Raw genomic sequence first — 24,169 nt, forward strand, 5'->3', positions numbered from 1 at the left:
AACGGTGGCCGGATAATGATTGGAATAGGTGGCCGGTTACGTCGGAATCCGCAGGCTATGGCCGCGAGCTCGGCGACATGGGCATCCAGCAGTTCGTGAACAAGAAGCTGGTGCGCTACGTCCCGGCCATGAAGGCACCAGCTTAGGCCTGACGAACGTTCCGCCAGCGGTGCCAGCCGCTGGCGCCCCCTCGCAAGGCGAAGACCAAGGTCGTCATTATGTATGTCAACATTGCCGTTCTCCGGGAAACCCGGCCGCATGAGCGCCGCGTCGCGCTGACGCCCTCGGTCGTGCCCAAGTTGATCAGGCTGGGCGCGAAGCTTCATATGCAGGCCGGCGCCGGCACGGCCGTCCATCTCCCAGACGCCGCCTTCGACAACGTCGCGATCCTCGCCGACCGGGCGGCGATGGTCGCTGATGCGGACGTGGTCCTGGCGGTTCAGCCACCGGCGCTGGGGGTCATCGACGCGATGAAGCCCGGTGCCGTGCTCGCCTGCTACATCTATGCCGCGCATGAACCGGAGCTGGTGAGGCACCTGCTGGCGAAGAGGATCACCTGCTTCGCCATGGAACGCATCCCGCGCATTTCCCGAGCGCAGGCCATGGATGCCCTGTCCAGCCAGTCGGCGCTGGCCGGCTATTATGCGGTGGCGCTCGGCATGACCCACATGACAAGCGTGCTGCCCAAGATCACCTCGGCAGCCGGTGTCATCGGGCCGGCCAAGGTGCTGGTCATGGGGTTAGGTGTGGCGGGCCTGGAGGCAATGGCCACCGCTCACCGCCTCGGCGCGGTCGTCGAAGGGTATGACGTGCGGCCAGAGACGCGCGAGCAGGCGCTCTCACTTGGCGGCACCTTCCTCGATACCGGCATCGATGCCACCGGCGCGGGCGGCTATGCCCGTGCGCTCTCGGCGGCGGAAAAGAGCACGGTCGATGCCGCGCTCACCTGGCACATTCAATCCGCCGACCTGATCATCACCACCGCCGCCATTCCCGGCAAACCTTCGCCCAAGCTCATCAGCAAGGCGCAGGTGGCGGGCATGAAGGCCGGCTCGGTCATTGTCGACCTTTCGGCCGAGGGCGGCGGAAACTGCGAGGATACCGAACCCGGCCAGACGAAGTTGGTCGGCGCCGTGACCATCGTGGCGCCCCTCAACGTGCCCTCGCTGCTCGGCCGCGACGCCAGCGAACTCTATGCCAGGAACCAGCATGCGCTGCTCGCGCTGATGATGAAGGACAACATTCTCGTCATCGACTGGACCGACGAGGTGCTGGCCAAGACCGCGCTGACCCACGCCGGCAAGCTCTGCGATGCCGCTCATGTCGGCGAGGCGCCGCCCCCCGCATCCGGCAAGAATTCCGCAACAGCCGCCTGAGCCAAGCCCCGGAGGGCATTATGGACTTCTCGATCACGATGACCGGCTTTGTCGCCCTCTACATCTTCATGCTCGCCGGCTTTGCTGGCTGGGTGATCATCGGCCACGTTCCGGCGATCTTGCACACGCCTTTGATGTCCGGCTCCAATTTCGTCCACGGCATCGTGGTGGTCGGCGGCCTGTTCGCCCTCCTCAATGCCAGCACGGTGCAGGAACAGGCGATCAGCTTTGTCGCCGTTCTGCTCGGCGCCGGCAATGCCGCCGGTGGCTATGCCGTCACCACCCGCATGCTCGCCATGTTCAGGATCAGCGGCGCGCCAGCCAAACCCGCCCATGCGCGGGTTCATCATATCAAGAAAAGCTGAGGCGCCCATGTTCACCCTGATCCCGCAGCTCGTCATAGGAAGTGCGGACCTCGCGGCGGCCTTCCTCTTCCTGTTCGGCCTGCAACGCATGTCGTCGCCGGCAACGGCGCTGTCGGGCATCTCCATGGCCGGCATCGGCATGGTGGCGGCGGTGCTGGCCAGCTTCCTGTACGTGTTCAGCGTCAGCGACGCCGCCCGGCCGCATCTGATGACGAATGTCGCGCTGGCACTGATCGCTCTGGCGCTCGGCGGTGGGCTCGCCTGGTGGAGCGGCCGGAAGGTCGCCATGACCGCCATGCCGGAGATGGTGGCGCTCTACAATGGCATGGGCGGCGGGGCGGCCGCCGCCGTCGCCGCCGTCGAACTGTTCGGCACGCGGACCAGTGGCACCACATTAGGCGTCGCCCTGCTCGGCGCACTGATCGGCGCGGTCTCCATGTCCGGCTCACTGATCGCCTGGGCGAAATTGAGCGGGATTCTCAGCAAACCGCTCCGGGTCAAGGGCCAGCAGATCGCGAATGCCGCGGTCATGCTGGTCACGCTGGCGGTGGGCGGGGCCATCATCTTCGCAACGCTTTCGGGCGCGCCGCTGCTGCTTCCGACGTCGAGCTGGATCTATATCTTCTTCGGCTGTGCCCTGCTGTTCGGCGTGCTGATGACATTGCCGATCGGTGGTGCCGACATGCCGGTTGTGATCTCGATCTACAATGCACTGACCGGGCTTGCGGTCGGACTTGGCGGGTTCGTTCTGCAGAATCCGGCCTTGATGATCGCCGGCATGGTGGTGGGCGCGGCCGGCCTGTTGCTGACGCTGCTGATGGCCAAGGCGATGAACCGCTCGGTGGCCAACGTGGTCTTCACCAATTTCGGCGAGGGGGCAAAGCACGCGGCCAGGACGATCAAGGGCAGCCTGCGTCCCGTCGCAGCCTCCGATGCCGGCATTGCCATGCGCTATGCCGCCAAGGTCATCATCGTGCCGGGCTATGGGCTGGCGGCCGCGCAGGGGCAGCAGAAGCTCTATGAATTCGTCAAGCTGCTACAGGCGGCCGGCGTCAGCGTCCGGTTCGCGATCCACCCGGTCGCCGGCCGCATGCCCGGCCAGATGGACGTACTGCTGGCGGAAGCCGGCGTACCCTATGACATGATTTTCCAGTTGGAAGACATCAATGACGACTTCGCCACTGCCGACGCCGCGCTGGTGATCGGTGCCAACGACGTGGTGAATCCGGCGGCCCGGACTGACAAGTCGTCGCCGATCTTCGGCATGCCGATCCTCAATGTCGACAAAGCGAATCAGGTCTTCGTGGTCAAGCGCGGCGAAGGCAAGGGCTATGCCGGTATCCAGAACGCGCTGTTCTACGGCGACAACTGCAACATGGTCTACGGCGATGCACAGGCCGTGCTGGTGCAGATGATCGAGGCCGTCCGGGGGCTCGGCGCCGCAGCCGCCTGATCCACGCGCAACTTCCCACTGACATCGTTTCTCCCGAAAGGAGCCCATCATGTCTCGCCAGAAGATGCAGGCCGCCGTCGTCACGGCTTTCGGCAAGCCGCTCGAACTTCAGGAATGGGACGTGCCGACGGTCGGTCCTGGCCAGATCCTGGTCAAGACCGAAGCCTGCGGCGTGTGCCACACTGACCTGCACGCCCGCAACGGCGACTGGCCGCTGAAGCCCAGCCTGCCGTTCATTCCCGGCCACGAAGCGATCGGACGCGTGGTGGCGGTCGGTGCCGGCGTGAAGATCGTGCGGGAAGGCGACCGGGTTGGCGTGCCGTGGCTCTATTCGGCCTGCGGCCATTGCGAGCATTGCCTCGCGGCCTGGGAGACGGTGTGCGGCGAAGCTGAGTTCGGCGGCTATACGAAGAACGGCGGCTTTGCCGAATATGTCCTCGCCGATCCGAACTACGTGGCGCACATTCCCGCCGGGCTCGGCCCGCGCGAAGCCGCCCCGATCATCTGCGCCGGCATCACCACCTACAAGGGGATCAAGGAAACCCGTGCCAGGCCGGGCGAGTGGATCGTGGTCTCCGGCGCGGGCGGCCTCGGCCATCTGGCGGTGCAGTATGCCAAGGCCATGGGTCTGCACGTCTGCGCGGTCGATATCGATGACGGCAAGCTTGCCCACGCCACGCGGCTCGGCGCCGATCTCGTCGTCAATGCACGGCACGGCGATCCGGTGGCCGCGGCGAAGCAGGGGACCAATGGCGGCGCCCATGGCGTGCTGATTACCGCTCCCTCGCTGAGCGCCTTCAACCAGGGCGTCGGGATGACCCGCAAACGGGGCACCTGCGTTCTCGTCGGCCTCCCGCCGGGCGATTTTCCGTTCCCGCTCTTCGATGTGGTGGCCAATTGCATCACCGTGCGTGGCTCTTTCGTGGGCACGCGCGAGGACATGGCCGAATGCCTTTCCTTTGCCGCTGAGGGCAAGGTGAAGGCCGATATCGAGCTTCAGCCGCTCGCCTCGATCAACGACGTGTTCGAGCGGCTGGAACATGGAGATGTTCCCTCCCGCGTGGTTCTCGACTTCCTGCCGAACGTCGCGCAGGCCTCCATCGCTGCACGGCCGCTTGAGGCCGTCTGAACCAAAGGGCAGTCGACAGACACGCCAAACGTGAACACCTCACCTGAACGCCCCGGCTGCATTGCCGGGCGGTCGGGCGTTTCAGTGGGAGAAGGACATGGAAAAGATCATTGCGATGTCGTCGGCGGAAACGCCGGGCGGCGACATCGTCACCCTCTACGAGGTGGAAGACGAGATGGACGCCGGAACCGAAGCGGAACCGAACAAGCGGAAGGCCGGCATCCGGCGGATGCAGCTCGCAGACGGGCGCGTGCTGACCAGGGTCGGGGACGGTGAATACAGGCTTGTAGGGACCGATGAGGTGTTTCTGGTCCGGACGAGGGACCAGGGACAGCGCTATGACGGCGCCGTCCTCACGCCGCCCGATCACAGCAAATGATGAGAGGGGCATGCGAGGCGCCGCCCGTTGCGGAACCAGCGCATTTGCGTCTCTCTGGATCCTGTAACCCGCCAGTATTTCCGCGATGCAGGCCGCAGACGGCGCACCGTACTGAGTGTTTTCCGAACCTTCCATCTACAGATCGTCGAAGCCTATCCTTTCGATGCCGGATCGTGCTGGCGCGAAGGATTTTCACATGAGCTCCAAACCCAACGGAACGATCAAAAAGGCTCCGGCCGATGTCGCCCATCCCGGCATGATGGGGGATGGCACTGAAGAGCAGAGCCTGAATGAACGCGGTGATCCGGCCGCACGGATCACCAAGGCAGATCTCGACGCCGCATTCGCCGTCAAGATCAAACCGAAGACCGACGCCAAGCGGTGATGCAGGCGAAAGCACCGCCGGCGTCGCCCCGGTCGTACGTCCTGTTCCGCGAACTGCCGCGATGTGGAGAGAGCAATGCCCGACATCCCCGATCTGGCCATCGCCACCCGCAAGGTCTGCTACATTCTGTCCAAGGCGCGGCAGTTTGACGGTAAGGAAGGCATGACGGATCCGGATTCCGGCTCCAACGCCAGCGACGACGGCATGATTGATGTGCTTGAAGATGACGGAAACGACCCGGTTCAGCATGAGCTGCGCAGTTTCATCCACGACCTGGACGTGGATGAGCAGATTGAGCTCGTCGCGCTGGCTTGGCTCGGGCGAGGTGATGGCACCATCGCCGATTGGAGCCAGCTTCAGGCGGACGCCAGATACGCCCATAACGTCCGCACGGCCGGCTATCTGCTGGGCCTGCCGCTTGTGTCCGACTACCTGGAGGAGGGGCTCTCTTTGTTTGGCGAGACCTGTGAGGGTGTCGACGCGGAGTGACCGCTGAGGCGCGCCGCACGGCGCGATCCGACTGCCATCAGGCCGGCGCCGAGAGCCGCCCGGCTTCCTGCCCCGAAATCCGGCCATCGATGACATCAAGGATCCGGTCGCAACGCCGGGCGAGTTCGAGATTGTGCGTGACAATCAGGAACGTCGTCGAACGCTCCTTGTTGATCCGCCTCATCAGGTCGAAGACACCGTCCGCGGAGACGCTGTCGAGATTGCCGGTCGGCTCGTCAGCCAGCACAAGAGAGGGGTTCATCGCCAGGGCTCGCGCGATCGCGACCCGCTGTTGTTGGCCGCCCGACATGTTGGTGGCGCGGTTGTCGCGCCAGCGCGTTAACTCAACATCGGCGAGAAGACCATAAGCGACGTCCTGCATCGCATCGGTTCGCCGGCCATGACTCACCAGCATCGGCATCATCACGTTCTCCGCCGCCGTGAATGCGGAAATGAGGTAATGGTACTGGAAGACGAAGCCGATCGTGTGGCCGCGCAGCGCCGTCAGCCCGGATTCGGACAGGCCTGCGGTGCTCTGCCCGTTGATCGAGACGGTTCCCGATGTCGGGCGGTCCAGCAGGCCTATTATGTTCAGGAGCGTGCTCTTGCCCGAACCGGACGGCCCCATGAGCGCGACGAACTCGCCAGCGGCAAGCGTGAGATCAATGCCGTGCAGCACCTCGGTCTCGACCGGGGTACCGACGTTGTAGGACTTGCGGATCTGCCCGAGCGCCAGGACATCAACCACGGATCGCCTCCACCGGATCGAGACGCGCGGCTCTCAGCGCCGGCGCCATGCCCGCAGCCACGCCGGTCAGTGTTGCGACAGCGGCGGCAATGACGAACAGGCTCGGCTCCAGGATCAGCGGGAAGAGTTCCGTGCCGTCGGCCTGCCGTGCAGTCCCGTGCCACAGGCCAAGGGCACCGGCCCCAAGGCTCGAACCGATCAGGGAGCCGATGAGGCCGAGCACGCCACCCTGGATCAGAAACACGCCCAGCACCTGGCCACGCCGCGCGCCCATCGCCCGGAGGATGCCGATGTCCTTCGAACGCTGGATCACCGAGACGACCAGCACGGCCGCGATACCGAAGGCAACCGAGAGCCCCACGAAGGAACGGATCAGCGTGTTGGACGATTGCTGTGCACTGACCGCCGTGAAGAACTGGGCGTTGGTCTTGATCCAGCTGTCGGCCTGGATGGGAAGCGCGGCCGAGATGTCCTGCGCGATCGACTCGGCAGCGTAGATGTCGGTGACCGTGACATCGAGGGTCGTCACGCCACCGATCAGGTCTAGCAGGCTTTGCGCCGTCCGCAGCGCGACGAAGGTATTGCGCTCATTGGCGCTCTTGTTGCCGAGGTCGAAAATGCCGGTGATGGTGAGGACACGTGTGGCGCCCGACGAGACGCTCAGATTGAGCTTGTCGCCAATGGTGGCGCCGAGATCCTTGGCAAGCTCGGTGCCGATCAATATGTCGTCGCTTTCCAGCTTCGATGTTCCCACGACGATGTAGTCAGGCACCCTAACGATCTGGAAATAGAGCTCCGGCTCCATGCCGGTTAAGGTAATGCTGCGAGAAGCGTCGCCGCGAATGGCGAGCGCCGAGCCCGTCGCCGTCGGCGATACCGTGACGACGTCGGGCCGCGCCTTCATGGCGGTTCTGATGGTCTGCCACTGATCGATCGACAGGATTCGCTGGGAAGGCCTCTGCACGATGGCGCCCTCCACGATGTCGGTCCCCGACCGCAACGGCCGCGCGATCTCATCGGGTGGAATAATCTGGATATGGGCCTGGGAGGTCAGCACCCGCTTGATGAAGTTGGCCTGCAATCCCGCAAGCATCGCCGACATGAAGACGATGACGCCGACGCCCATCGCAATTCCCGTGAGGATGAAGACGGTCTGCATGATTCCCTCGGTGAGGAAGCGCAGCGCGATCGTCCATTCGATCGGCGCCCAGTTCCTCATGAGGCCACCGGCCGCAGGCGCTGCCCGGCACGAATACCCGCTGCGATAGGCACCAGCCGTTCACCAGGCGCGACGCCACTGAGTATCTCAATTGAGTCCGCGGCGCGCAGGCCGATATGGACGGTCTGCGCCTGCGCGCGTCCATTCCGGACGACGAGAACCCAGGGCGCGGCCGTGAGGGAATCGTGAACGGTGCGCGCGGGCACGACCATCACGCCGTCGCGGCGTGCGACTTCGATATCGACCGAAACCGTCATGTCCTGGCGCAGATAGGCCGGAGGCTTGGTCGTCGTCAGCTTGACCTCGATTGAGGCGCGGCTGATGTCGACCGAGGGATTGATGTAGGACAGGATCGCCGGAAAACGCTGGTCGGCATAGGCGTCGGCCGATGCGAGAGCTGCCTGCCCGAGGCTGAGCAGACCGATGTTCTTCTCGTCGATTGCCAGCACGAGCTGGACCGCGCCGGTCGGTGCGAGGACGAGAAGGGCCTGACCGGGCGCGACGACCGTGCCGCGCTCGACGCTGCGCGTGATCAGAACGCCGTCTCGCGGCGAGGTGATGGTGGCATATCCCCGCCGGGCTTTGGCCTCATTGAGGCTGGCCTGCGCCTGTTCGAGCTGGGTTTCGGCCATGACGAAATCCGCGCCGCCGGCCGTTGAGGTGAAAACCTGCAATTCGGCCGTCCGAACCTGCGTCTTGGCGATGTCGATATCCTTGGTCGCGGCATCGAGAACGGCGCGCGTGCCATAGCCGGAGGTCGCGAGTTCCTGGGCACGCTGAAAGGCAGCCTCGGCATTCAGAAGTGTTGCCTTGGCCTGCTTGAGGCTCTCCTCGGCCGCGGGCAGTGTCAGTTCGCGCATCTGGCGGAGCCGGGCGTCGGCTTGTGCCGATGTCGCGAGCGCCTGCACGACGGCGGCCTGAAGTTCCCGCTGGTCCAAGGCGACAAGAGGCTGGCCGGCGGTGACCGACTGGCCCTCCTCGACGAGAACTTCGGCAACTGTCGCCGTAATCTGGCTGGCGATTTCGACGCGAAACGGCGTCTCCACGTGCCCGCTGGCAACGACGGTCTTGACCAGATCCGAGCGAAGCACCGGGTAGACCGCGACCTCAGGGCCGACAAGCCAGCGCAGCACGCCCAGGCCGGCCGCGATGCCGAGGACGAGAACACCGGCGATCACCCATTTGCGTGCCCAGAACCACCGACCGCCTTGCAGCAGCAGAGAAGTCGGGGGCATCGGGGCGTCGATTGCCGCAGTCTGACCCACTATGACCTCATCGTTGTGCTGAGCGGTCAAATAGAAGGCCTACCATACCGATGGGCTAGCATCGGAATCTACGCAGTCCTCGTGGGAGGGCAGACATTTTACCGATCAGATTGCGATGCTGGTTGTTCCGAAGGTGTTTTAGAGAGCGGTCGATGCGTCGCTTCATGGCTGCGAGAATGGGACCTGAGTAGTTTCCGGCCCTGCTGTTCTTCTCAAGCTGGCGATAGGTTCCTTCCAGAAATGAGGGGCGTCGAGCGCCTGCCACGGGGCTGCTGAACGCAGCTCTTGAGCGATGGTTCGCGCGGGCGGCTCGCCTCGGGAGCCTCCACACGTCGCGCCAGCATCAGGACGGCGCCCTTTTCGGGCGCAGGAGCCGGTCTTTGGGACACGCACCATGACACTGCCATCTCTTGAGCGCGTCGAAATTAGGCCAAAAGCAGCCGGCACGCCCGCGAGCGTGCCGCCGGGCGTGCTGGGGCTTGGGGCTCTTACCGCCGTCGTCATCGGGTCGATGATCGGGTCTGGCGTCTTCAATCTCCCGCAAAACCTCGCGGCCGGCGCCGGCCCGCTCGCCATCATCATCGGCTGGACGATCAGCGGCATCGGCATTCTGGCTCTGGCCTTCGTCTACCAGGGTCTTTCCATCCGGAAGCCGGAGCTGAATTCGGGCCCATATGCCTACGCCAAGGCGGGGTTCGGACCCTTCGTCGGGTTCAACAGCGCCTGGGGCTACTGGCTCTCCGCATGGATCGGCAACGTCTCCTATGCGGTGGTGCTGTTCAGCGCCCTGTCCTACTTCTTCCCGCCGTTCGGCAACGGCAATACTTGGCAGGCGGTCATCGGAGCCTCAGCCGTCCTCTGGCTGATCCACAGCCTGATCCTCTCGGGCGTGAAGCAAGCCGCCTTCGCGAACGTCATCACCACGGTTGCGAAGATCGCGCCAATCGTCGTGTTCATCGCCCTTGCGATCGTCGCCTTCCGGCTGGACGTGTTCACGCTGGATTTCAACGGCCTCGCAACGCCCGGTCCCGGAACGATCCTCGATCAGGTCAAGAGCACTATGCTGATTACCCTTTGGGTCTTCATCGGCATTGAAGGGGCGAGTGTCGTCTCCGGCCGTGCGCGCCGGCGCAAGGACATTGGCGTCGCCACGTTTGCCGGTTTCGTCACCACCCTGTTGATCTACGCGCTCGTGTCTCTGCTTTCTCTGGGCATCATCAGCCGGCCGGAACTCGCCGTCCTGAAGAACCCCTCAATGGCGGGCGTGCTCGAGCATGTCGTCGGCCCATGGGGGGCTGTGCTGATCAATGTCGCCCTCGTGGTTTCCGTCCTCGGTGCCTTTCTGGCCTGGACGCTGCTTGCGGCGGAAGTGCCCTATGCGGCCTCGCGCGATGGGACGATGCCGCGGTTCTTCGGTTGGGAAAACAAGGCTGGAACGCCGGCCACGTCATTGTGGATCACCAACGGCCTGGTCCAGCTCTTCCTGATCCTGACGCTGATCGCCAACAGCACCTATCTTTCGCTGCTCAACATCGCCTCGACAGCCATTCTGATCCCCTACACCTTTTCGGGCGCCTATGCGCTGAAACTGGCTATCTCGGGCGAAGCCTACAAGCCCGGCGAGCGCCGTGTCCGAGACATGATCGCGGGCGCCGTTGCCACGGTCTATGGCATCTGGCTCGTCTATGCCGCAGGGCCGACCTATCTGCTGATGGTCGCCATGCTCTATGCGCCCGGCATCGGCATCTATGTCTGGGCCCGGCGCGAGAGCGCCGAAAAAATCTTCACTCCCATCGAGATCGCCATCGCCGTCGGGATCGCCATTGCCGCGATCACCGCCGCCTGTCTCATCTGGAACGGAAGTATCAGCCCCCTATGAACGCGATCGCCACGACCCAGATCGGCGCCTATTCCGAGGTCGGCAAGCTGCGGGAAGTCCTCGTCCACCGCCCCGACCTCAGCCTGCAACGACTGACGCCCGACAACTGCAAGGCCCTGCTGTTCGACGATGTCCTGTGGGTGAAGAAGGCCCGACAGGAGCACGACGTCTTCGTCGATGCGCTGCGCGAGCGCGGGGTCGGCGTGATAGATCAGGGCCAGTTGCTGGCGGACATCGTTGCCATTCCAGCGGCGCGCCAATGGCTGCTCGATCGCCGCGTCAGCGCGGAGACGGTTGGCACGGATCTGGTCGACGAAATGCGGGGCTGGCTGGATGGGATGTCTGCCACGGAACTCGCTCGCCTCCTCGTCGGCGGCGTGGCGCGCGCCGAACTGGCGTTCAAGCCGGCCGGCCTCGCCGGGCGGACCCTGGCGCCGCAAGATTTCGTGCTGCCGCCTTTGCCCAACCAGTTGTTCACCCGCGACAGCTCCTGCTGGATCTACGGGGGCGTCACCATCAACGCCATGTATTGGCCGGCGCGCCGCCCGGAAGCACTCAACCTCGCGGCGATCTACACGTTTCACCCGCGCTTCGCGGACGCGACCTTTGAAACATGGTGGGACGGTTCCGACGCCGCCCCCGGCATCGCGACGCTGGAGGGCGGCGACGTTATGCCGCTTGCCGACGGCCTCGTGCTGATCGGCATGGGTGAGCGCACCACACCGCAGGCGGTCTCCATGCTGGCCGCTCGGCTGTTCGCCGCCGGCACGGCAACGCGCGTACTTGCCGCGCTGATGCCGCGCGACCGCTCGTTCATGCATCTCGACACCATCTTCACCTTCTGCGATCGCAATCTGGTGACGGTCTATCCGCCAATCGTCGACCGCATCCGGACGTTTTCCCTGCGGCCCGGCGATAAAGCCGGTGTTCTGGACATCGTGGAGGAAACCGGGCCCTTCATCGATGTCGTGAAGCAGGCCCTGGGGCTCGATGAACTGCGGGTCATTGCGACTGGCGGCGATGGTTACGAAGCTGAGCGCGAGCAATGGGACGACGGCAACAACCTGCTCGCCATCGAGCCCGGTCTGGTCATCGGCTACGACCGCAACGTGTACACCAATACCTTGCTTCGGCATGCGGGCGTTGAAGTGATCACCATAGAAAGCTCCGAGCTGGGCCGTGGCCGGGGGGGAAGCCATTGCATGTCCTGCCCGATCAGCCGCGATGCTCTCTAGAGAGAAGGTCGATCCATGCCCCTCAATCTGCACGCCCGCAGCGTCCTGACGCTTGATGACTTCAGCCCCGGTGAGATCCGCTTCCTCCTACAATTGGCCAGCCAACTCAAGGCGGCCAAGGCAGCGGGGACGGAGCAGCGAAGGCTGGAGCGGCGAAACATCGCCCTCATCTTTGAAAAGGACTCGACCCGCACGCGCAGCGGCTTCGAGGTTGCGGCCTATGATCAAGGGGCGCATGTCACCTTCATCGGACCGAGCGGCAGTCACATCGGCCGCACGGAGACGATCAAGGACACCGCTCGCGTGCTCGGTCGCATGTACGACGCCATCGAGTATCGCGGCTTCGACCAGTCGGTCGTCGAGGCTTTGGCGAAATACGCCGGAGTACCGGTCTATAACGGCCTCACCAATCAGTCGCACCCGACGCAGGTGCTTGCCGACTTCATGACCATGCGCGAATTCACGCACAAGCATCTGTCCGACATGGTGCTGGCCTTCATGGGCGATGGTCAGGACAATGTGGCGATGTCGCTGGCCATCGGCGCCGCGAAAGTTGGCATGGACATGCGCATCGCCGCGCCACGCAGCCGGTGGCCCAAAGCGGGCTTCATCGCCCATGTGGAGGCTCTGTCCAGAGATACGGGCGCCAAGCTGACGGTGACCGAGACCGTGGGCGATGCGGTCAAGGGTGCCGATTTTCTTTACACCGACGTCTGGTTGTCCATGGGGGAAGATGAGGCGGAATGGGGCAAGCGCATCGAGTTGCTCGCGCCCTACCGCGTCACCCGCGACGTAATGGCGGCAAGCGGTAATCCCTACGTCAAGTTCATGCATTGCCTGCCGTCTTTCCACAACGCGGAGACCAGCGCCGGTGCCGATATCCAGAAGCGGTTCGGCATCGACTGCATGGAAGTCACCGAGGAGGTGTTCGAGTCCCCGGCCTCCATTGTCTTCGACCAGGCTGAGAACCGGATGCACTCCATCAAGGCGATCCTCATCGCCACCATCGGAGGCTGAGCGGTGCGATTGGTTGTGGCACTTGGCGGAAATGCACTGCTCAAGCGGGGTGAGCCGATGACTGCCGCCGCCCAGCGCGCCAATGTGGGCCGCGCTGCGACGTCATTGGCGGCGGTGATTGCTGCGGGCCACCACGTGTTGATTACCCATGGTAATGGCCCACAGGTGGGGCTGATTGCGCTTCAGGCGGCCGCCGGCCCCGCGGACGGGGCCTATCCGCTCGACATTCTCGGCGCGGAAAGCGAGGGGATGATCGGCTACCTGATCGAGCAGGAGCTGGGCAACCGGCTCGGTAGCGGCGCGCGGCTCGCCACCCTGCTCACGCAGACCCGCGTCGATCCCGCCGATCCGGCCTTCCATGCGCCCAGCAAGCCCATCGGCCCGCTCTATGACGGCGCCGCCATGCAGCGCCTGAAGGCGGAGCGGGGCTGGGCGTTCAAGCCTGAAAACGGCACGTGGCGGCGCGTTGTCGCCTCTCCCGAGCCGCTGGAAATTCTTGAGATCAAAGTCATCGCGATGTTGCTGGAAAGCGATGTCACCGTCATCTGCGCCGGCGGCGGCGGCATCCCCGTGGTCGCGCGCGCCGATGGCAGTCTGGCGGGTGTCGAGGCCGTTATCGACAAGGATCGCGCCAGCGCCCTGATTGCCCGTCAGCTATCGGCCGACAGGCTTTTGCTACTGACCGACGTGGACGCCGTCTATCTCGACTTCGGCACGCCGCAGGCCCGGTCGATCGTGCGCGCCGGCGCCGCCTCACTGTCGGCAGGCGCGTTTGCTGCCGGCTCTATGCGCCCGAAGATCGAGGCGGCGACGCAATTCGCGGCCCTGACCGGCCATCCCGCGGCCATCGGCCGGCTCGAAGACGCCATGGCCATGCTCGAGGGAAATGCCGGGACGCTCATCTTGCCCGGCGCGCTGGATGTTCAGTATCGCGACTGAACGCCCTCGGCACTCATGGCGTGAACCGAACCGGCAGCCGACTGGCCGGGATAATCCCGCCATGCTCGATGGCGCCTTTGGGAGCGGCTGGGTCCGCGAGCGCGGGCCCAGCCTGGACGCCACATCAATAGGTGTAGGTGTAGTCCGGCAGAGCCTTGAGCGAATCCTTAGTCGCGCCGTGCAGGGTGATACGCCCACCCACCACCTCGAGCGAGGACGCAGGCACCACCACATAGTGCTTGCCCATGCCGAGAAAGCCACCGACCGAAACGACGGCGAACGGAACGCCGTCCTTCGAGGTTACGATAAGGTCATCAATCTTGCCGATGTCTTCCTTTGCGTCATTGTAGACCGTGCTACCGACAACCTTGCTCGACCGATAGCCCGTGGCCAGGGTCAGAGAGCTAATCTCCGTCAGCGAAACGGTCTGCTTGGCGCCCTGCGCCATTGCGGGTGTGATGGCTGCCGAAGCCAGCATGACGAGAGTTCCGGCAACGAAAGCGGCTGAGCGTGTCATGGAATATCCTTCAACTGAATAGGATTGAAAGATGAAAACTCAGATGTCGGAAAAAACCGTCATCAGGCTCGCGGTTTAGCAATCCAGGAGATGCTATCGAGATAAGCATTCTGCAGTGCCGAAGCATCTAAGGCCGCTTGTCTCTGAAGCTACATGAAAAATATCGATTCCTGTGCGAGTGTGGCAGGATCGGAAAATACTCAGGGTGGATCTATTGGATGTCTATAGACGCCCTTTGCCGGGAAATTCGGCGGTGAGCGGCTGGGCAGAGTAGATTCCGAGGCTGTTCATTGGCCGTTGCCAACCATAGCCGTTGGTGCTCATGACGCCATGTGACGTCATTCCAATGAGCCGAGCTCGGGAGAAAGACATGTCGAACGATAAAGCACTGAAGCAGACCGTCCTCGACGAACTGCAGTGGGAGCCGAGCGTCAATGCCGCGCATATCGGCGTGACAGCGAAGGATGGCGTCGTCACGCTGATGGGGCACGTCGAGAACTATGCTGAGAAAGCCGCTGCCGAGAAGGCCGCGCGGCGGGTGAATGATGTCAAGGCCGTCGCCGAGGAGATCGAAGTTCGGCTGCCGTTCAGCGTCAAGCATGGCGACGATGACATCGCTTCTGCGGCCGTCAATCGCCTGCGGTGGGATTCTTCCGTGCCCGAAGGCGCCGTAAAGACGAAGGTTGAGAAAGGCTGGGTCACGCTTACCGGCGAAGTCGACTGGCATTATCAGCAGGAGGCGGCCGTGAACGACATTCGTGGGCTCTGGGGTGTGATTGGCGTGTCCAACCAGATCACCATCAAGCCCAGCCCGAATACGTCGACCATCCGGGAGAACATCATCAAGGCACTGGACCGGTCGTGGTTTGATCCCGCAGCTATCGACGTGACGGCCCAGGGCGGCAATGTGAAGCTCACCGGCCGTGTCAATTCCTGGTACGAGCGCGAGGAAGCGAACGCGGCAGCCTGGGCGGCGCCGGGCACGACATCGGTCGAGAACACTATCTCCGTCGCTTGATCATAGCAGCGGCCTCGGCGTTTGACCGAGCCTGAGCGGGTTCGCTCGATTACCGCACGGGCTTTACCAAGGGCCGATGAGCGAAACTCATCGGCCCTTGGTATCAGGCGGACGACCGCCATGAGTATCTTCCGAAGCTGATGCGACGCTCGGCCGGCCTATAAGCTGCTGTGCAGTCAGCCGCCCGCCGATGGGGTGCATAGCCCGGGGAGGCAACGCGCCGGCCGTGTACTGGCAGGCCAGGAGAGCAACATGAAAGAACCCGACATCATCGAAGCGTCCGGCACCGCAGCGGGCGTCCTTCGGTCGCTCTCGCATCCACACCGCCGTACGCTGGAGATGACGTTCCATCATCCCCTGGCACATAATCTCGAATGGCGCGACGTCGTCGCCTTGATCGCCGACATTGGTGAAGTCGAGGAGAAGGCAAGCAATGAGTTTGTCTTCGAGGTTGCCGACCACCGGCATATCATGCGCAAGCCCCACACCAAGAATCTGACGACGTCCGAGGTGATGGAGGTTCGCCACTTCCTGGAGCGGGCCGGTCTGTCCCCCAAGCCTGTGCCCGAGGCGAACGCCCCGTCTGCTCCGTCGGCCCCGGCGCTGCTGATCGCGGTTGATCATCACGAGGTGCAGATCTTCCATGTCGATGTCTCTTCCGACGACATCTCCCTGCATGCCACCTTGCCGCACGATTCGCAGAACCTCCCGCGCCATCTCCACAACGAACAATCGGGAGAACAGGAGCCGCGAGCGCCGGACGATCCGGACTTTTATGAATCGATCGCGACGGCCATCGCCTTGGGCGGCAACATCGTCATCGTCGGCCATGGAGCCGGCAACGGAAATGCCGCGCATCATCTGGCCGCGCATCTCAAGAATCACCACGTCGAGACCTATCGACGTATCGTCGGTGAGCTGACAGCGGATCTCTCGTACATCACCCCGCCGCAGCTTCTCAATCTCGCACGACAGTCCTTGCGGTCATGAACACCGGCATCGCGGCGAGCCTGGCGTTGCCCGACGTCTCTGCCGCTCTGGGGCACGAGCGAACCGACGCGGCGACATTCGGTTCGCCATCGGCTTTGCTCGATGTCCGACAGATGGGCGAGGTCGATCGCCTGACCATCGCCGCCGGAACCTCGGGTATCGTGCTCATGGAGAATGCTGGCGCTTCGGTTGCCTGCGCGATCATCGACCGGTTTCTGCCGTGCAGCGTCACCGTTCTCTGTGGTCCCGGCAACAATGGCGGCGACGGTTTTGTGGCTGCCCGCCATCTCGTTGATGCCGGCTGGACCGTGCGCCTGGCGCTGCTCGGGTCGCGCGGCGCCTTGAAGGGCGAAGCGCACCATCATGCGGAGCGCTGGAGCGGGCCGGTGGAGCCGCTGACGCCGGCCGCGCTCATCGGAGCGGAACTGATTGTGGATGCGCTCTTTGGGGCCGGGCTGAGCCGGGCGCTGGATGGAGCGGCGGCCGAAACGTTGGCCGCGGCATCCCAACGAGGGTTGCTTATCGTCGCCATCGACATGCCGAGCGGTGTGATGGGGGATACGGGCGAGGCTCTCGGCGCCGTCGCGGCCCATCTCACCGTCACCTTCTTCCGAAAGAAGCCGGGACACCTCCTGCAGCCCGGCCGGTCACTGTGCAGCGAGGTCGTGGTGGCTGATATCGGCACGCCGCCATCGGTTCTGGCGACCATCGCGCCCGCCACGTTTGAAAACGGCCCGGCTCTCTGGCTAGCGCAACTTCCGCGGCCGACCGAGGGTGGCAACAAATACACGCGCGGTCACGCGCTGATTTCCGGCGGCTATCCGATGACGGGCGCCGCCCGCATGGCGGCGCGCGCCGCTGCACGGGCCGGCGCCGGCCTGACAACAATTGCCGTGCCCGAGATCGCATTGCCGATCTATGCGGCCGCGCTGACCAGCATAATGGTCAGCCCCATCGCCGTTCCGGAACAATTTGCGCAGCTGCTCAACGACGTTCGTGTCTCCGCTTTCTTGCTAGGCCCGGGTGCGGGCGTGGGCGAGGCGACCCGTGGCCGGGCGCTTGCCATGCTGTCTACCGGCCGCGCCACGGTGCTCGACGCGGATGCCCTCACCTGTTTTCAGGATGATCCTCTGGCGCTGGATCATGCCATCGCTGGCCCCTGCGTACTGACGCCCCACGACGGTGAATTCGCGCGCCTGTTCGACACGGACGGCGACAAGCTCTCGCGCACGCGTGCCGCTGCCCGCCGCTGCGGTGCGGTCGTCGTTCTGAAGGGCACCGATACCGTGGTCGCCGCTCCGGATGGCCGGGCCATCATCAATGCGAACGCCCCGCCAACCCTCGCAACGGCCGGCGCCGGCGATGTCCTCAGCGGCATCGTATTGGGGCTGCTGGCGCAGGGCATGGCGCCGTTTCCGGCGGCCGCCGCGGCCGTCTGGCTGCACGGAGCGGCCGCAAGCGCGTTTGGTCATGGCCTCCTTGCGGAAGACTTGCCGGATCTTCTGCCGCGCGTGTTCCAGCGGCTGCGTCACACGTTGGACGCCGAAGGGAATGCACTGTGCAAGCAATGGTCCTGAAGGCGCTGCGGACCCCTCTTGAGTGGACCACTCTGCCGGATCGACAACCTGGACCGGGACAAATCCGCGTCAAGGTGTCCGCCTGCGGCGTCTGCCGGACAGATCTGCACGTGATTGACGGCGACCTGCCAGATCCTCAGCTGCCGATCATTCCGGGGCACGAGATCGTCGGCCGGATCGATGCCATCGGCTCCGGCGTGGACGGACTGAAAATGGGAGACCGCGTCGGCATCCCGTGGCTTGGCCACACCTGCGGAACCTGCCCCTATTGCCGCATGCAGCGGGAGAACCTCTGCGACCATCCCGAGTTCACCGGGTTCACCCGAGACGGCGGCTTCGCAACGGCGACGATCGCCGATGCACGCTTCGCATTTACGCTGGGCGAAGCGGGCAGCGATGTGTCGCTGGCACCTCTGCTGTGCGCCGGGCTGATCGGCTGGCGGTCGCTGGTCATCGCCGGCGCGGGCAAGAAGCTGGGCCTCTACGGCTTTGGCGCAGCGGCCCATATCATCGCGCAGGTCGCATTATGGCAGGGGCGGAGCATCTTTGCCTTCACCAAGCCGGGCGATACGGTCACGCAGGACTTCGCCCGCTCGCTGGGAGCCATCTGGGCCGGCGGGTCGGATGAGGCTCCGCCCGAGTTGCTCGATGCGGCCATCATCTTTGCAACCGTGGGGGCTCTCGTTCCGCTGGGGCTAAGGGCCGTCCGCAAGGGCGGGACCGTGGTGTGCGCGGGGATCCATATGAGCGATCTCCCGAGCTTCCCCTATGGGCTGCTCTGGGAGGAGCGCCAGCTCCTGTCTGTGGCCAATCTCACCCGGCAGGACGGCATCGATTTCCTCCGCCAGGTTCCGGACATGGGCATCGTCACGCACACCACCACCTATCGCCTCGAAGAGGCCAATCAGGCGCTGGCCGATCTGCGCGCCGGCCGTTTCGACGGCGCCGCCGTGCTGGTGCCCTGAACCGACCTTGCGATCCGGCTCCAAAGCCAGCTTGCGTAAAGCCGCCTGTGACGTGTCCAAAGGTCATCGGAGTGTCAGCAACATGTTCGGCTGGATCGAAGTAGTCCTCTTGGCGGCAGCCGTGGTGCTGTTCGCACTCCGCCTGTTGCCTCGTCTTCGGGCCTATCGCTCCCTGCTGGATGGCGGCTGCGTGCTGCTGCTGGTTACGACGCTGTTTCCACGGACAGGCAATCCGGTTGGGGAATTCCTGTTTGGTAAAAGCGGGGGCGGGCCGTTCCTGCCGCGTGAACTGTTCGGCGTCCTGTGGTGGGTGCTCGGTGCGTGGCTGGTCAAGAGCCTGCTCGACCTGGTGCTTCGGCGTACATTTTTTCCCGATAATGACGAGCCTCACGCGCGCCGGCTGTTCGCGGATCTGGCATCGGGGTTCATCTATGTCTTCGCCTTCATCGGCATCGTCGGCACGGTGTTCAACGAGCCCGTCTCCACCCTGCTGGCGACCTCCGGCGTTATGGCCATCGTGCTCGGATTGGCGCTGCAGAACACCCTTGGCGACGTCCTGTCCGGCCTCGCGATTAATATCGAACGCCCGTTCGGGGCCGGGGACTGGATCAGCCTGTCCGAACAGACGTCGGGTCAGGTCATGCAGGTCAACTGGCGCGCCACACGGTTGACGACATGGGAGCACGACACGGTCGTTATACCGAACAGCGTTGTGACGAAGTCCGTGGTGACCAACCACAGCCGTCCCAAAGGACCCCATCGCTGCATCATCCGGCTAAAGGTCGATGTGGCGGTCGCACCGTCGTACGTGATCAATGCAATGGTCACGGCGACTGCCGGCAGTGCGAACGTCGTTCACGGGACCGTGCCACAGGCCTATGCCTGCGCCGTTTTCGACTCGCTCATCGAATACGAACTGGTCTTCGCGATAGAGAGCTTCGTGAGGATGCCCGCTGCGAGATCGGAGATGCTGGGGCGCATCGTGGACGCCTTCCGGGCGCTCGGTATCAGCATCGGGACGTCTGTCCTGGATGTCCGGCTCCATCCGTGGCGTGATCCACCTGAACCCGCGCAAGGCTCAACTCCGGCGCGGCCGGATGAGCCGCCTATGGTCCTTGCGCGCGCGTACACGACGCATCTTCCCGCTCCACCGACTTGAGGCGACACGCCGATGATCTTTCCTGGACAGCGGGAACGGGACCGCATGGGAAGAAGCGGCTGGCTGAGAGCCGCCGTGCTCGGCGCCAATGACGGTATTCTCTCTACCTCAAGCTTGGTGCTGGGCGTCGCGGCTGCAATTAGAGCGTCCTTGTCGCCGGCCTTGTCGCGGGTGCGATGTCGATGGCGGCCGGGGAATATGTCTCGGTTCATTCGCAGGAGCATACCGACCTGGCGGACCTGGCGGACCTGGCGGACCTGGCGGGTGGTCGACGGCGACACGGGCGCAGTTGATGCGATGGCCGCGCGCCGTATTGGCGGTGGCCGTACTGCAACGTGTTTCCGACAGCCGCACAGCCGCACAGCCGCACAGCCGCACAGCCGCGACGGAGCAGCTGGCACCCGCTTCCGATGCGGATATCAAGATCGTCCGCGCCAAGGATGCGCCCTCGACGCCGGGACCGTCGGCCTATTTCACAGGCGACGTTCGCGTCTCCGGCAATTTCCGCGGCGATGCGCCGGTGCGTGTGAGCGGCGCGACGGTGCATTTCGCGGCGGGCGCCCGTACGGCGTGGCACACGCACCCGCTGGGCCAGACGCTGTTCATCATTTCCGGACGCGGCTGGGTGCAGAAAGAAGGGGCTCCGGTCGAGGAGGTGGCGCCCGGCGATCTCGTCTGGATACCTGCCAACCTGCGCCACTGGCACGGCGCCAGCGCCGATCAGCCCATGGCCCATCTGACCGTGGCCGAAGAACTCGACGGCAAGGTTGTCAACTGGATGGAGAAGGTGACGGATGCGACGGGCCTAGATGAATAAGGTCAGCGCGCCCTTATGAAAGGCCTCCCACGAGGCTAAAGCGCCGTTCAGGCCTTGCTTCCCGTACAGTCGTGGCGCTCGGCCTTACCGAGGCGGTGGTGACCCTATACTTGCAATCCGGAAGATCCCGCCTTTACGGAATTACTGCGCGAAAACTTCGGCAAGGGCCGCGCCGAGCCCGTGGTCTTTGACCCCCCCCCCTCCAGGGACGCGAAGCCAGTCAACGTGTCTATTGTGCCCACAACACGGGCGGACATGCTTGATGGGGTTGGTATCGCTAACGATCTGGAGGGACGGCACGAGAGGGGGGGAATGTCGCGGTGCTGCGCGCCCGTAGGTCTCAGGACACGCGCATGACCGCACCTGTATCGAGCCGTTTCACGTAATCCACCACGCGGCCGTTCCAATGATAAGCGAAATGCGCGCCCTGCGTCGGGATCGGTACGACATCGGGCCAGAACACGGCGATGCAGTCTCCATGGGAATACCGTACGCTTGGCCACGTGACACCGTTCGACCCCTCGGCCCGCCGCGCGGCACCAAATACCTGGGACGCCGTGTAATCATTCGGGTCCAGCAAGTCGGTGCTGCCTGTTGCGTCGTCCAACTCGGCATCGACCGAGCCGATCAGCTCCCGGAACTGTGACGTCCACCCGGGCGGCTCGTCGGTGGCGAGCATCATGCGCCTATGGTGGTGAATGGTTTCAGCGATAGCCACTTCGGTGCAGTCGCCTGCGTAATAGATACCGAACGAGCCGTCAGTGAAGCGGCCCGGCCGTAGGGGTGAGCAGTGGACGAAGGGCGCCATAACCCAACTGGCGCCGGGCCCGGTTATGCGGCGGGCCGCGGGTACCTTGGCGAGATCGCCTATGCTCTCGCGGATACGCGGATTGAACTTGGCTTCAGCTGAGGCGAGCGCCTCCCAGTCGGCCGGATCCGCAATATCCTCGAACAGATCGATGGGCGGATGAATCGAACGTATGATGCGGACGGTACGTGGCCAAACCACGCGGCGGACGCGCACGGTCACCATGCACCGCGCTCAGCGTCGAGATAGGCCCGCAGGTCGATGAGATCAGTAATCTCGCCACGCATCATGATGTCGAGCGCGCTTCGCCCGTCGAAGTTTGCATTCGGCTTGCGAATCCAAGCATAGCCCCGCGTGGGATCGCTGAAGAGGTAACGAAGCCCCTTATGGATGCCCATCAGGATGGCCATGCGGGCGCGCAAGTCGCGGTCGATCCGCCCGATACTGCCCTCCTTCCAACGAGCCCAGGTGCGCTGAGCCATATCGCCTAGCAGGGTTCTGGCCTCAATGTCGCTCAGTTGCCACGCCCGAAACAGGTTCACCGTCGCGCGAGCAAGAGCGGCGGCTTCCGCATCAGTGATCGCCGGGAGGTCGGGTCGGGAAGCGGTCGGTTGGATCGTGGCAAACTGCATGGCGAAACCTCATTGGCATGAAAGTAATCATTAAATGCCATTTGGCAAGGTGGAGGCGATTGAAGGTTCGCAAGCCACAGTCACGCCGCTATGCGGGAGGCTGCTATTGCTCGCCGCGCCGCCCCCGGACCGAGCCAGGAGCGAACTGTCTGGTCCTTGCAGGTCAATTCGCCAATCGATCCGAACATCGTGTCGCTGATCGCCTGCTGTTGGGTCCGAAGATGATGCTCAAGTAGCTTGTGCCGAGAAATGTAGCCGGCATTCACCCCCGGAATGGCGTGGTTCATCAACAAGCGGGCGTCAAACTCGGAGACTCCGGCTGATGTAGCGAGCGTCCGGAAGGTCTGACGTAGATCGTTACCCCACTTCGCCAGAACGCGCCGTGCCTCCTTCTGCTCGGCTAGATGTCCACTGTCACTCTCTGCTGGGAACAGCCATTGCGTGGCCTCACGCGGATAGAGATGCCGACCAAACCGCATCACCCGCAGAAGGCACAAAACCATCTGCCGCGACAATGGTATATCAAACGCTCGGTCCGCACCGCCTTTCGGCCGGGGGATATGCAGCACTCGGCGGCGAAGATCGAGATGGTGCGGTTTAGCCTCCATGAGTGCCGTCGGCCGGCTGCCCGACAACAGCGAGAACAGGTGGAATTCGCGACGAATGGGATTGGGCAGCGCTGCGACCTGCTGAAACCACTGCGGCAGGTCATTCAGTCCCATTGCTGTGCTGCGGCGCTGCTCCGAGTTCCAGTCAACGGCGCTGGCTGGGTTGTCGGTCGGTAGATGGCGATGCGCCTTGCGCGCGTGATTATAGACGGCTCGCAGCGTCCGCATGCTGCCGTTTGCAATGTAAGGGCCGTGCTCCGCCGTTATCTCATCGTGCCGTGCAATGACCCTGCTGGGATCGTCGGCGAGGACTTTCAATGGAAGATCAAGCCAATCCTTGAAGAGACGCTCTATGTGATCGCGGTAACCTTCGATCGTTCCTGCGCTCCGCCCCTTTCGGACAAGGTGCGCATCACGATAGCGCTCCCAAGCCTGCTGAAGGGTAACGCCTTGGGGAGTTGCATCACGCCGTCCATTAAAATCGATCCCAAGAGATGCGCGTGCTGGTGACGTTCGCGAGTTCGCAGTTCTGGGCTCTGGGTGCTCTCCCTTTGCGATCTGTGCGAGGTGTGATTTTGCGATCGCTCGGGCCTCACGTGTCGACATGGCTGTAGCATCGCCGATCCGCACCGAGATCGAGGCAACGCGTTGTCCGTCTTTCCGCAGGTCGCCCTGGACTGCGAATGACTTGGTCCGCGTGCCTACCACGACGTGGAAGCCCTTGAGTTGAGTATCGCGCGCGCGATATTGCCCGGAATGGGGCGGTTTCAGTTCACTTACTGACCTGTCGTTGAGGAGGATACGGATGTCGGCCATAGCGCAATCCCAGCGAATCCAATGCTTGGCGGGCTAAAATTAAGCCGGTTTTTAAGCCGGTTTTAGACTCGCACAGGATCAAGTGGCGCGTCCACGCTAAAATACGACATGATACTCAAGTGGCTGAAAATAATGGAAAATACGAGTATGTAGGTTAAAGCCGGATAGGGGCGGCGAATGATAAAAGTAAACTACGAATCTGGGGGTCAGAGGTTCGAATCCTTTCGGGCGCGCCATCGCTTTTGTGTCACGTCATAATTTCCTAATGCCTTGAATAGAAACGCGATTTCGGCGCTTACGGCTCCGTTTCGCGATTATGCGACAGGCGATTTGCGAAGGTCAGCTCGAGGGCTGTCCGCCTCGATCCTCTCTTGACCCTGGCGT

At 63.7% G+C, this 24,169-nt stretch carries 24 protein-coding genes and 1 pseudogene; 18 read left to right on the top strand and 7 right to left on the bottom strand.

Features of this window, described 5'->3' with window-relative positions; all coding sequences use genetic code 11:
- Window positions 1-218 precede the first annotated feature (218 nt).
- The 7 genes from KHC27_RS19695 (at window position 219) to KHC27_RS19725 (ending at window position 5,576) form a co-directional block, all read left to right on the top strand.
- Entirely contained in the window at window positions 219-1,376 is a 1,158-nt protein-coding gene (locus tag KHC27_RS19695) for an NAD(P) transhydrogenase subunit alpha (RefSeq protein ID WP_213341436.1), read from the top strand.
- Between the two features lie 20 nt (window positions 1,377-1,396).
- On the top strand, window positions 1,397-1,741 hold the full coding sequence (locus tag KHC27_RS19700; protein ID WP_213341439.1) for an NAD(P) transhydrogenase subunit alpha part 2: 345 nt from the start codon (window positions 1,397-1,399) through the stop codon (window positions 1,739-1,741).
- A 7-nt stretch (window positions 1,742-1,748) separates the two neighbouring features.
- Complete coding sequence (locus tag KHC27_RS19705; RefSeq protein WP_213341442.1) at window positions 1,749-3,194, top strand: NAD(P)(+) transhydrogenase (Re/Si-specific) subunit beta; 1,446 nt, start codon at window positions 1,749-1,751, stop codon at window positions 3,192-3,194.
- A 49-nt stretch (window positions 3,195-3,243) separates the two neighbouring features.
- A complete protein-coding gene (adhP, locus tag KHC27_RS19710) occupies window positions 3,244-4,323 on the top strand; it encodes an alcohol dehydrogenase AdhP (protein WP_213341444.1) in 1,080 nt (359 codons plus the stop codon).
- A 97-nt stretch (window positions 4,324-4,420) separates the two neighbouring features.
- Window positions 4,421-4,702, top strand: coding sequence for a hypothetical protein (locus tag KHC27_RS19715; RefSeq protein WP_213341446.1), 282 nt, complete (start codon window positions 4,421-4,423; stop codon window positions 4,700-4,702).
- Window positions 4,703-4,898: 196 nt separating this feature from the next.
- Window positions 4,899-5,087 carry a hypothetical protein gene (locus KHC27_RS19720; protein ID WP_213341448.1) on the top strand — a complete coding sequence of 63 codons (189 nt, stop codon included), beginning with the start codon at window positions 4,899-4,901 and terminating at the stop codon, window positions 5,085-5,087.
- A 75-nt stretch (window positions 5,088-5,162) separates the two neighbouring features.
- Window positions 5,163-5,576 carry a DUF3775 domain-containing protein gene (locus KHC27_RS19725; protein ID WP_213341451.1) on the top strand — a complete coding sequence of 138 codons (414 nt, stop codon included), beginning with the start codon at window positions 5,163-5,165 and terminating at the stop codon, window positions 5,574-5,576.
- A gap of 37 nt (window positions 5,577-5,613) precedes the next feature.
- Here KHC27_RS19725 and KHC27_RS19730 read toward each other — a convergent pair whose 3' ends face one another.
- Genes KHC27_RS19730 through KHC27_RS19740 form a run of 3 tightly spaced genes read right to left on the bottom strand, consistent with a single transcriptional unit; the run spans window position 5,614 to window position 8,778 of the window.
- Window positions 5,614-6,324 (bottom strand): ABC transporter ATP-binding protein, encoded by a 711-nt coding sequence (locus KHC27_RS19730; RefSeq protein WP_213341452.1) that lies wholly within the window; start codon window positions 6,322-6,324, stop codon window positions 5,614-5,616.
- Window positions 6,317-7,543: an ABC transporter permease gene (locus tag KHC27_RS19735; protein WP_213341455.1), complete on the bottom strand. Its 1,227-nt coding sequence runs from the start codon at window positions 7,541-7,543 to the stop codon at window positions 6,317-6,319. The genes KHC27_RS19730 and KHC27_RS19735 overlap by 8 nt, the downstream gene beginning before the upstream one ends.
- On the bottom strand, window positions 7,540-8,778 hold the full coding sequence (locus KHC27_RS19740) for an efflux RND transporter periplasmic adaptor subunit (RefSeq protein ID WP_213341546.1): 1,239 nt from the start codon (window positions 8,776-8,778) through the stop codon (window positions 7,540-7,542). Before KHC27_RS19740 ends, KHC27_RS19735 begins: the two co-directional genes overlap by 4 nt.
- Before the next feature lie 424 nt (window positions 8,779-9,202).
- Between KHC27_RS19740 and arcD the strand changes: the two genes are divergently transcribed.
- The 4 genes from arcD to arcC are packed head-to-tail and all read left to right on the top strand — an operon-like array spanning window position 9,203 to window position 13,878.
- Entirely contained in the window at window positions 9,203-10,687 is a 1,485-nt protein-coding gene (gene arcD, locus KHC27_RS19745) for an arginine-ornithine antiporter (protein ID WP_213341459.1), read from the top strand.
- Window positions 10,684-11,922, top strand: coding sequence for an arginine deiminase (locus KHC27_RS19750; protein ID WP_213341462.1), 1,239 nt, complete (start codon window positions 10,684-10,686; stop codon window positions 11,920-11,922). The genes arcD and KHC27_RS19750 overlap by 4 nt, the downstream gene beginning before the upstream one ends.
- Window positions 11,923-11,937: 15 nt before the next feature.
- Window positions 11,938-12,939, top strand: a complete 1,002-nt coding sequence (argF, locus tag KHC27_RS19755) for an ornithine carbamoyltransferase (protein WP_213341465.1) — start codon at window positions 11,938-11,940, stop codon at window positions 12,937-12,939.
- A 3-nt stretch (window positions 12,940-12,942) separates the two neighbouring features.
- Window positions 12,943-13,878, top strand: coding sequence for a carbamate kinase (gene arcC / locus KHC27_RS19760; RefSeq protein WP_213341467.1), 936 nt, complete (start codon window positions 12,943-12,945; stop codon window positions 13,876-13,878).
- Window positions 13,879-14,002: 124 nt separating this feature from the next.
- Here the strand turns inward: arcC and KHC27_RS19765 are convergent, their stop codons facing one another.
- A complete protein-coding gene (locus tag KHC27_RS19765) occupies window positions 14,003-14,395 on the bottom strand; it encodes a PRC-barrel domain-containing protein (protein ID WP_213341470.1) in 393 nt (130 codons plus the stop codon).
- Window positions 14,396-14,765: 370 nt separating this feature from the next.
- Between KHC27_RS19765 and KHC27_RS19770 the strand changes: the two genes are divergently transcribed.
- The 7 genes and pseudogenes from KHC27_RS19770 to KHC27_RS19800 all read left to right on the top strand — a co-directional run bounded on the left by KHC27_RS19770 (window position 14,766) and on the right by KHC27_RS19800 (window position 20,921).
- Window positions 14,766-15,413 (top strand): BON domain-containing protein, encoded by a 648-nt coding sequence (locus KHC27_RS19770; RefSeq protein WP_213341472.1) that lies wholly within the window; start codon window positions 14,766-14,768, stop codon window positions 15,411-15,413.
- Window positions 15,414-15,665: 252 nt separating this feature from the next.
- Window positions 15,666-16,403 (top strand): hypothetical protein, encoded by a 738-nt coding sequence (locus KHC27_RS19775; protein WP_213341474.1) that lies wholly within the window; start codon window positions 15,666-15,668, stop codon window positions 16,401-16,403.
- Window positions 16,400-17,980, top strand: coding sequence for an NAD(P)H-hydrate dehydratase (locus tag KHC27_RS19780; protein WP_213341476.1), 1,581 nt, complete (start codon window positions 16,400-16,402; stop codon window positions 17,978-17,980). The genes KHC27_RS19775 and KHC27_RS19780 overlap by 4 nt, the downstream gene beginning before the upstream one ends.
- Window positions 17,962-18,945, top strand: a complete 984-nt coding sequence (locus KHC27_RS19785) for a zinc-dependent alcohol dehydrogenase family protein (RefSeq protein ID WP_213341478.1) — start codon at window positions 17,962-17,964, stop codon at window positions 18,943-18,945. The genes KHC27_RS19780 and KHC27_RS19785 overlap by 19 nt, the downstream gene beginning before the upstream one ends.
- Before the next feature lie 82 nt (window positions 18,946-19,027).
- A complete protein-coding gene (locus tag KHC27_RS19790; RefSeq protein WP_213341480.1) occupies window positions 19,028-20,104 on the top strand; it encodes a mechanosensitive ion channel family protein in 1,077 nt (358 codons plus the stop codon).
- 12 nt (window positions 20,105-20,116) lie between these two features.
- Window positions 20,117-20,349, top strand: a pseudogene (locus KHC27_RS19795) (VIT1/CCC1 transporter family protein); the annotation flags it as partial.
- Window positions 20,350-20,396: 47 nt separating this feature from the next.
- Complete coding sequence (locus KHC27_RS19800) at window positions 20,397-20,921, top strand: (R)-mandelonitrile lyase (protein ID WP_213341482.1); 525 nt, start codon at window positions 20,397-20,399, stop codon at window positions 20,919-20,921.
- A gap of 340 nt (window positions 20,922-21,261) precedes the next feature.
- Here the strand turns inward: KHC27_RS19800 and KHC27_RS19805 are convergent, their stop codons facing one another.
- The 3 genes from KHC27_RS19805 to KHC27_RS19815 form a co-directional block, all read right to left on the bottom strand.
- Entirely contained in the window at window positions 21,262-21,954 is a 693-nt protein-coding gene (locus tag KHC27_RS19805; RefSeq protein WP_213341484.1) for an RES family NAD+ phosphorylase, read from the bottom strand.
- A complete protein-coding gene (locus tag KHC27_RS19810; RefSeq protein ID WP_213341486.1) occupies window positions 21,948-22,361 on the bottom strand; it encodes an MbcA/ParS/Xre antitoxin family protein in 414 nt (137 codons plus the stop codon). Before KHC27_RS19810 ends, KHC27_RS19805 begins: the two co-directional genes overlap by 7 nt.
- 80 nt (window positions 22,362-22,441) lie before the next feature.
- Window positions 22,442-23,785 carry a tyrosine-type recombinase/integrase gene (locus KHC27_RS19815; protein ID WP_213341488.1) on the bottom strand — a complete coding sequence of 448 codons (1,344 nt, stop codon included), beginning with the start codon at window positions 23,783-23,785 and terminating at the stop codon, window positions 22,442-22,444.
- Between the last annotated feature and the right edge of the window lie 384 nt (window positions 23,786-24,169).

It is taken from the genome of Ancylobacter lacus (genome assembly GCF_018390635.1).
Classification (GTDB): domain Bacteria; phylum Pseudomonadota; class Alphaproteobacteria; order Rhizobiales; family Xanthobacteraceae; genus Ancylobacter; species Ancylobacter lacus.

What these genes read in the sequence shown, in the direction of transcription:
- KHC27_RS19725 (WP_213341451.1), top strand. Translation starts at nt 5,163, where the DNA reads ATGCCCGACATCCCCGATCTGGCCATCGCCACCCGCAAGGTCTGCTAC.
- KHC27_RS19800 (WP_213341482.1), top strand. Translation starts at nt 20,397, where the DNA reads ATGCGATGGCCGCGCGCCGTATTGGCGGTGGCCGTACTGCAACGTGTT.
- KHC27_RS19770 (WP_213341472.1), top strand. Translation starts at nt 14,766, where the DNA reads ATGTCGAACGATAAAGCACTGAAGCAGACCGTCCTCGACGAACTGCAG.
- KHC27_RS19750 (WP_213341462.1), top strand. Translation starts at nt 10,684, where the DNA reads ATGAACGCGATCGCCACGACCCAGATCGGCGCCTATTCCGAGGTCGGC.
- KHC27_RS19715 (WP_213341446.1), top strand. Translation starts at nt 4,421, where the DNA reads ATGGAAAAGATCATTGCGATGTCGTCGGCGGAAACGCCGGGCGGCGAC.
- KHC27_RS19810 (WP_213341486.1), bottom strand. Translation starts at nt 22,361, where the DNA reads ATGCAGTTTGCCACGATCCAACCGACCGCTTCCCGACCCGACCTCCCG.
- KHC27_RS19790 (WP_213341480.1), top strand. Translation starts at nt 19,028, where the DNA reads ATGTTCGGCTGGATCGAAGTAGTCCTCTTGGCGGCAGCCGTGGTGCTG.
- KHC27_RS19705 (WP_213341442.1), top strand. Translation starts at nt 1,749, where the DNA reads ATGTTCACCCTGATCCCGCAGCTCGTCATAGGAAGTGCGGACCTCGCG.
- KHC27_RS19720 (WP_213341448.1), top strand. Translation starts at nt 4,899, where the DNA reads ATGAGCTCCAAACCCAACGGAACGATCAAAAAGGCTCCGGCCGATGTC.
- KHC27_RS19775 (WP_213341474.1), top strand. Translation starts at nt 15,666, where the DNA reads ATGAAAGAACCCGACATCATCGAAGCGTCCGGCACCGCAGCGGGCGTC.
- argF (WP_213341465.1), top strand. Translation starts at nt 11,938, where the DNA reads ATGCCCCTCAATCTGCACGCCCGCAGCGTCCTGACGCTTGATGACTTC.
- arcD (WP_213341459.1), top strand. Translation starts at nt 9,203, where the DNA reads ATGACACTGCCATCTCTTGAGCGCGTCGAAATTAGGCCAAAAGCAGCC.
- adhP (WP_213341444.1), top strand. Translation starts at nt 3,244, where the DNA reads ATGTCTCGCCAGAAGATGCAGGCCGCCGTCGTCACGGCTTTCGGCAAG.
- KHC27_RS19765 (WP_213341470.1), bottom strand. Translation starts at nt 14,395, where the DNA reads ATGACACGCTCAGCCGCTTTCGTTGCCGGAACTCTCGTCATGCTGGCT.
- KHC27_RS19740 (WP_213341546.1), bottom strand. Translation starts at nt 8,778, where the DNA reads ATGCCCCCGACTTCTCTGCTGCTGCAAGGCGGTCGGTGGTTCTGGGCA.
- KHC27_RS19695 (WP_213341436.1), top strand. Translation starts at nt 219, where the DNA reads ATGTATGTCAACATTGCCGTTCTCCGGGAAACCCGGCCGCATGAGCGC.
- KHC27_RS19700 (WP_213341439.1), top strand. Translation starts at nt 1,397, where the DNA reads ATGGACTTCTCGATCACGATGACCGGCTTTGTCGCCCTCTACATCTTC.
- KHC27_RS19735 (WP_213341455.1), bottom strand. Translation starts at nt 7,543, where the DNA reads ATGAGGAACTGGGCGCCGATCGAATGGACGATCGCGCTGCGCTTCCTC.
- KHC27_RS19805 (WP_213341484.1), bottom strand. Translation starts at nt 21,954, where the DNA reads ATGGTGACCGTGCGCGTCCGCCGCGTGGTTTGGCCACGTACCGTCCGC.
- KHC27_RS19815 (WP_213341488.1), bottom strand. Translation starts at nt 23,785, where the DNA reads ATGGCCGACATCCGTATCCTCCTCAACGACAGGTCAGTAAGTGAACTG.
- KHC27_RS19780 (WP_213341476.1), top strand. Translation starts at nt 16,400, where the DNA reads ATGAACACCGGCATCGCGGCGAGCCTGGCGTTGCCCGACGTCTCTGCC.